Here is a 7350-nt window from a genome sequence, read left to right on the forward strand (position 1 = left end):
GGACCGGGTCGGCGCGGGCGACGACTTCTTCGAACTGGGCGGCCACTCCCTGCTGGTGACCCAGGCCGTCTCCCGGATCCGCGACCTGTTCCGGGTGGACCTGTCCATCCGCGGCTTCCTGGCCGCGAGCACCCTGCCCGCCCTGGCCGCCCACCTGCGGGCGACGGCGGACGCGCAGGGCGTCGACGCCGACCGCGTCGCGGACCTGGTGCTCCAGGTGGGCGCCATGACCGAGGAACAGGTGAAAAGGAGCCTGGCCGAATGAGCAGCTCCCACCTCACCGCCGACCAGCGCAGGCTGCTGGACCGGCTGCTCGGCGAACAGGCGGAGCAGCCGCGCCGGGCGGCACTCGTCCCGGGCGCCGCCGACCGGGCACGGTCCGAACTGTCCTTCGCCCAGCAGCGGATCTGGTTCTTCGACCGGGTCCGGCCGCACTCGTCCCTCTACACCATCACCGGCGTCGCACAGCTGCGCGGCGCCCTCGACACCCGCGTGCTGCGCCGCGCCCTGGACGAGGTGCTGCGCCGGCACGAGTCGCTGCGCACCACCTTCCCCGGCGAACACGAGCCCTGGGCCCGCGTGGAGGAGGCCGGCCCCGTCGACCTGCCCGAGACGGACCTGTCCGCGCTGCCCGCCGAGCGGCGCGCCCGGGCCGTGCGGGAGCACCTCGCCGCGGAGGCCGCGCGCCCGTTCGACCTGGCCCGCGACCGGATGCTGCGCTGCGCGCTGCTGCGGCTCGCCGCCGACGAACACCTCCTGCAACTGTCCCTGCACCACATCGCCGCCGACGGCTGGTCGCTCGGCGTCCTCATCGGCGAACTCGGCACGCTGTACGGAGCGTTCCAGCAGGGCCGGCCCTCACCGCTGCCGGAACCGGTCGTGCAGTACGCCGACTACGCCCGCTGGCAGCGCGAGCTGACCGAGCAGCCCCGCCACGCCGAGCTGCTGCGGAAATGGACCGACCGGCTGGCCGGGGCCGCCCCGCTGGACCTGGTCACCGACCGGCCCCGGCGGACGGAGGAGTCGTACGCGGGCGGCTGGGTCGGCCTGGAGCTGCCCCCGGATCTGGTGGCCCGGATCAAGCGGTTCGCCGACCGGGAACGGGCCACGCCCTTCATGGTGCTCTCGGCGGCGTTCGCCGCGCTGCTGGCGCGCTGCGCCGGGCGGACCGAGGACGTCCTGCTGGGCTGCGCCGTGGCCGGACGCGACCGCACCGAGATCGAGCCGCTCATCGGCTTCTTCGTCAACACCCTGCCGCTGCGCCTCGACCTGAGCGCGGAGCCGTCGTTGCGGACCCTGGTGGCCCGGGCCCGGGACGCCTGCACCGATCTGTACGCCTGGCAGGAGGTGCCGTTCGAGCGGATCGTCCAGGCGCTGCGGCCCGAGCGGGACCCGGGGGCACGGGTCCCGCTGGTGCGGCACATGCTGGTCCTGCACAACACCCCCCGGCCCCGCCTGGACCTCCCCGGCCTGGAGGTGGCCGTGCTGCCGGTGCAGACCGGCACCGCGAAGTTCGAGCTGGAGATCGAGCTGGCGCCCACCCCGGACGGCGGCCTCACCGGCTGGATCGAGTACGCGCGGGAACTGTTCGACGCGTCCACCGTCACCCGGCTCGCCCAGGGGCTGCGGCTGCTGCTGGCCGACGGCGTGGACCGGCCGGACACCCCGGTCTGGGACCTGAACGTCCTGGGCGACGCCGACCGCGCCCTCGTGACCCGGCAGGCGTGCGGCGCACCGGCCCACGCCGGGGCCGGGCAGAGCCTGCCCGCGCTGTTCGAGCGCACGGTGGACGAGCGGGCCTCGGCCCCCGCCGTCGTGCACGACGGCGACGTGGTCGACTACGCCGAGCTGGACCGGCGCGCGAACCGGATCGCCCACTGCCTGCGCGCGCGGGGCGTGCGTCCCGAGGACGTGGTCGGGATCGCCGTACCCCGGTCGGCCGCGGCCGTCGCCGCGATGCTGGGCGTACTGAAGGCGGGCGCGGCCTTCCTGCCCCTGGACCCCGCACTGCCCCCGCGCCGCCTGGCCCGGCTCGCCGCCGACGCCGCCGTCCACTCGGTGCTCGCCGGCTGCGACGCGACGGCCCGCCGGCTGACGGCCGCCGCACGGGAGGACGGCCGTGCGGCGCCCGCCGTCCTGAGCGTGACCGACGACGAGGTCCGGCGCGCCCCGGACACCCGCCCCGCCGTCACCGTCCTGCCCGGCAACAGCGCCTACGTGCTGTACACCTCCGGATCGACGGGACGCCCGAAGGGCGCGGTGAACGAACACGCGGCGGTCGTCAACCGGATCCTGTGGATGCAGCAGGAGTACCGGCTCGGGCCCGGCGAGGCGGTCCTGCACAAGACCCCCCTCGGCTTCGACGTGTCCGTCTGGGAATGGCTCTGGCCGCTCGCGGTGGGAGCCCGCGTCGTCGTGGCCGACGCGGACGGGCGCCGCGACCCCGCCGTCATCGCGGCACTGATCCGCGACCACGCCGTCACCACCTGCCACTTCGTCCCCTCGATGCTGCGGATCTTCCTGGACGACCCCGCATCCGCCGGCTGCGCCGGACCGCTGCGCCGGATCGTGTGCAGCGGAGAGGCCCTGCCGCCCGCACTCGCCGCCCGGGTCCAGGAGGTGCTGCCCGGAGTGGCGCTGCACAACCTGTACGGCCCGACCGAGGCCGCCATCGACGTCACCGCGTGGACCGTCCCCGAGGGCCTGGACGCCGAGGCGTGGGCCCGCCTGCCCATCGGCACGCCGATCGCGGGGGCGCGGACCTACGTCCTGGACGAGCGGATGCGGCCCGTGCCGCCGGGCCTGCCGGGAGAGCTGTTCCTCGGCGGCCTCCCCGTGGGGCGTGGCTACCGCGGGCGCCCCGGACTCACCGCCCAGCGCTTCCTGCCCGACCCCTTCGAACCCGGCCGGCGCCTGTACCGCACCGGAGACCGGGCCCGCCGGCTCCCGGACGGCACCCTCGACTTCCTCGGCCGGCTCGACTCCCAGCTCAAGATCCGCGGCCAGCGCATCGAACCCGGCGAGATCGAGACGGTGCTCGGCGCCCATCCGGCCGTCGAGCGGGCGGCGGTCGAGCCGTACCGGGACGCGGCGGGCGACCTCCAGCTCGCGGCCTACGTCGGCCTGCGCCCGGACGCGGCCGGCCCGCCCGCGGACGGGCCCGCTGGGCCCGCCGAGCACGCCGAGCACGTCGACCGGTGGCGCGCCGTCTTCGACGAGACCTACCGGGACTCCCGCCCCGAGGACCCCGCCTTCGACACCGTGGGCTGGGTGGACTCCGCCACCGGCGACCCCATCCCCGACGTCGAGATGCGGGCCTGGGTCGAGGAGACCGTCGCGCGGATCGGCGCCCTGCGACCGCGCCGGGTGCTGGAGATCGGCTGCGGCACCGGCCTGCTGCTGTTCCGGATCGCCCCCGGCTGCGCCCTCTACCACGGCACCGACGTCTCCGCCGAGGCCGTCGACAGGCTGCGCGCCCACACCGAGCGGCTCGACGGCACCCGCGTGGAACTGGCGCGGCGCGCCGCCGACGACTTCACCGGCCTGCCCGCGGGCGGCTTCGACACGGTGATCCTCAACTCGGTCGTCCAGTACTTCCCCGACGCCGCGTACCTGGTGCGCGTGATCCGCGGGGCGCTGTCCCTGCTCGCCCCCGGCGGCCACCTGTTCGTCGGCGACGTACGCAATCTCCTCCTGCTCGACGCGCTGCACACCTCGCTCCTGCTGCACCGGCTGCCGCCCGGCACCCCCGTGCGCACCCTGCGCCGGCTGGTCGCCCGGCAGACGGCGCGCGAGGAGGAACTCCTCGTCCACCCCGCGCTGTTCCAGGCGGTGGCCGGCACCGACGCCGACGTCACCGTCCTGGCCAAGACCTCGCCGTACCGCAACGAACTGACCCGCTTCCGCTACGACGTGGTCCTCACCGCCCGGCCGGCCGCGGCACCCCCCGCCCCGGCGGCCGACTGGCGGGCCTGGCCCGGACCGGCCGCGCTGCCCGGGGACGGCGGGCCGGGCGCCCACGGCTGGCGTGCCGTGCCCGATGCCCGGCTGGGCGCGGACCTGCGCGCCGTCCGCGCGCTGCACGCGGCCGGCGACGACGAGACCGTCGACGGTCTGCGACGCACGCTGGCCGCCGACCCCGAGGAGCCCGCGGCCGACCCGGCCGCCCTCGCCGAACACGCCCGCGCGGCCGGCCTCGTGATGGTGCCGCACCTGGGAGCCGTACCGGGCACCCTGGACCTGGAGTTCCCGGCCCCGGCAGCGACGCCGTCCGCCCCGGCGCCGCTGCCCCGCCCCGACGCCGGCACCGGCACCTGGGAGGCGTACACCAACGATCCGCAACGCGCGGCACGCGAACGCCTGGTCGTCGCGGCCCTGCGGGAGCACCTCGCCCGGACGCTGCCCGACTTCATGGTCCCCGCCTCGCTGGCCGTGCTGGAGGAGTGGCCGCTCGGCCGCACCGGCAAACTGGACCGTGCCGCCCTGCCCCCGCCCGACGGGCTCCGCCCGACCCTGGCCACCGGCTACGTCGCCCCGCGCACCGCCACCGAACGCGCGGTGGCGCGGGTGTGGTGCGAGGTCCTCGGCGTGGACCGGATCGGTGTCCACGACGACTTCTTCGCCCTGGGCGGCCACTCCCTCCTCGCCGTCCAACTGGTCGGCAGACTGCGCGCCCTGGCCCGCGGCGACCTCTCGGTCGGCGCCCTGCTGCGCGCACCCACCGTCGCCGCCGTCGCCGCCCTCCTGGACCGGGCGTCGGACACGGCGGCGACACCCGTGCCCATCCAGCGCGCCGCACGTCACCCCATCAGCGAGCACCGGGCGGAGGAAGGCCGATGAGCGCCGGCTTCGTGGAACTGCTGCACGAGCGCGCCGAGACGGCGCCGGACCGCCTCGCCCTGGAGTTCGCCCTGGGCGAGGACACCCGTCTGCGCCTGGACCACGCCGCACTCGACCGGCGGGCCCGCGCCGTCGCCGCCCTGGTGCAGGACCGTCTCGCCCCGGGCGGACGCGTCCTGATCGTCCACCAGCCCGGGCCCGACTACGTCGCCGCCTTCCTCGGCTGCCTGTACGCGGGTGCGGTGGCCGTACCCCTCTACCCGCCCACCGGAGCGCGCGGCCGGGACCGGCTGGCCGCCGTGATCGCCGACGCCGGAGCCGAACTGGCCCTGGCCGACCGGGACTTCCTGACCGGCCCGGCCGGCGCACGCCACGGACTCGACGCGGACGGCACGGTGTACTGGGCGGCCGGCGACGACATCGACCCGGCCCGCGCCGAGGACTGGACCGGACACCGCCCCCGCCTGGACGACCTGGCGTTCCTCCAGTACACCTCCGGCTCCACCGGGCGCCCCAAGGGCGTCATGGTCAGCCACGGCAACCTGGTGCACAACTCCGCCGTCCTCGCGCGCACCCTCGGGCTGACCGAGGACAGCCGGGGCGTCAGCTGGCTGCCGCCCTACCACGACATGGGCCTGATCGGCGGCATCCTGCAACCGCTGCACACCGGCTTCCCGTGCACGCTGCTGTCCCCGCTGGCCTTCATGTACCGCCCGGCACGCTGGCTGCACGAACTGACCCGTACCCGCGCCACGGTCACCGCCGCGCCCGACTTCGCCTACGGCGAGGCGGTCCGGCGGGTCACCCCCGAGGACCGCCGCGCCCTGGACCTCTCCGCGCTGCGGCACGCCCTGGTCGGTGCCGAACCGGTGCGCGGCGCCACCCTCGACCGGTTCGCCGAGACCTTCGAGAGCAGCGGCTTCCGCCGGTCGGCGTTCGTGCCCTGCTACGGGCTCGCCGAGGCCACCCTCTTCGTCTCCGGCGCGGCCCGCGACGCCGGCGAACCGGCCCGGCTGCGGGTGGAGCGCGCCGCGCTGGACGCGGGCCGGGCCGTCGTCGCCACCGACGGCCCGCAGACCCGCGAACTGGTCGGCTGCGGCTGGGCCACCGACGAGGACCTGCTGCTGGTGGCCGACCCCGCGTCGGGCCGCCCGCTGCCCGAGGGCGAGGTCGGCGAGGTGTGGGTCAGCGGGCCCACGGTGGCGCTCGGCTACTGGCAGCGGCCCCGGCAGACCCGCGACACCTTCGCCGCCCGCGCCGCGGGCCACCCCGGACGCGCGTTCCTGCGCACCGGCGACCTGGGCTTCCGGCACGGTGCGGACCTCTTCCTCACCGGCCGCGACGACGACCTGATGATCGTCCGGGGGCGCAACCACTACGCTCCCGACCTCGAACAGACGGCGGAGGCCGCGCATCCGGCGCTCCAGCCCGCGCGCAGCGCCGCGTTCGCCGTGGACGACGCGGCCGGCAGCCGGATCGTCCTGGTCCACGAGGTGCGCGGGCGGCTCGACGGCGACGACGTCGCCGGGATCACCGCCGCGGTCCGCGAGAGCGTGGCCGACGGACACGGGGTGAGCGTCGACGACGTCGTCCTGGTCCGGCTCGGTGCGATCCCGCGGACCAGCAGCGGCAAGATCCGCCGGTCCGAGTGCCGTACCCGCTGGCTGGCCGGCGACCTCACGCCGGTGGCCGCGCCCCCGGCCGCCCCGCCCGCCGCCGCGCGCCCCTCCGCGGCGCTGCCGTCCGACCTCCTCCGGCTCGTCACGGCCGAACTCGGGACGGCACCGGCCGCGCTCGACCCGGACGTCCCGCTGGTCGCCCAGGGACTGGACTCGCTGCGCGCCGTGCGGCTGCTGGCGGCGCTGCGGGAGGAGCACAAGGTCACCGTGCCCCTCGCCGCCCTCCTCGGCGGACTCACCGCCCGCCAACTCGTCGGTCTCCCGCAGTGCGATCGGCAGGAGTCCGCCGGCCTCCGGCAGCGGGGGCCGCAGGAACCCGTCGGTCTCCCGCAGTGCGATCCGCAGGAGTCCGCCGGCCTCCGGCAGCGGGAACCGCAGGAACCCGTCGGTCTCCCGCAGTGCGATCCGCAGGAGTCCGCCGGCCTCCGGCAGCAGGGGCCGCAGGAACCCGTCGGTCTCCCGCAGTGCGATCGGCAGGAGCCCGGCGGCCCCCCGCAGCAGGAGCCGCGCGAACCCGCCGCCGGCGGCCCCCCGGGGCTGACCGCCGCGCAGGAGCGGATGTGGCTGCTGGACCAGATGGGAGCGGGCGGCGCCTATCACATCGTGGGCGGACTGGACATCACCGGGCCGCTGGACACCGATGTGTTCCAGGAGTGCCTCTCTCGGCTGATCGCCACCACCCCCGCGTTGCGCTCGGTGTTCCCGGCGGGACCCGACGGCCTGCTGGACCAGATGGGAGCGGGCGGCGCCTATCACATGGACATCACCGGGCCGCTGGACACCGATGTGTTCCAGGAGTGCCTCTCTCGGCTGATCGCCACCACCCCCGCGT

Annotated in this window: 3 protein-coding genes; all 3 read left to right on the forward strand. The window is 76.3% G+C overall.

Annotated features, from left to right (window positions below; genetic code table 11):
- Positions 1–265, forward strand: a 265-nt coding sequence (locus CCN44_RS38820; protein ID WP_143650328.1) for a phosphopantetheine-binding protein, incomplete at its 5' end; no start/stop codon positions are given.
- Positions 262–4839, forward strand: a complete 4578-nt coding sequence (locus CCN44_RS38825; RefSeq protein ID WP_086703668.1) for a non-ribosomal peptide synthetase — start codon at positions 262–264, stop codon at positions 4837–4839. The genes CCN44_RS38820 and CCN44_RS38825, both read left to right, overlap by 4 nt.
- On the forward strand, positions 4836–7350 hold a 2515-nt coding region (locus tag CCN44_RS38830), incomplete at its 3' end, for an AMP-binding protein (RefSeq protein ID WP_143650330.1). The genes CCN44_RS38825 and CCN44_RS38830, both read left to right, overlap by 4 nt.

It is taken from the genome of Streptomyces tricolor (assembly GCF_002155905.1).
Lineage (GTDB): Bacteria > Actinomycetota > Actinomycetes > Streptomycetales > Streptomycetaceae > Streptomyces > Streptomyces tricolor.

Coding starts and splice junctions, on each gene's coding strand:
- CCN44_RS38825 (WP_086703668.1), top strand. CDS start 262: ATGAGCAGCTCCCACCTCACCGCCGACCAGCGCAGGCTGCTGGACCGG.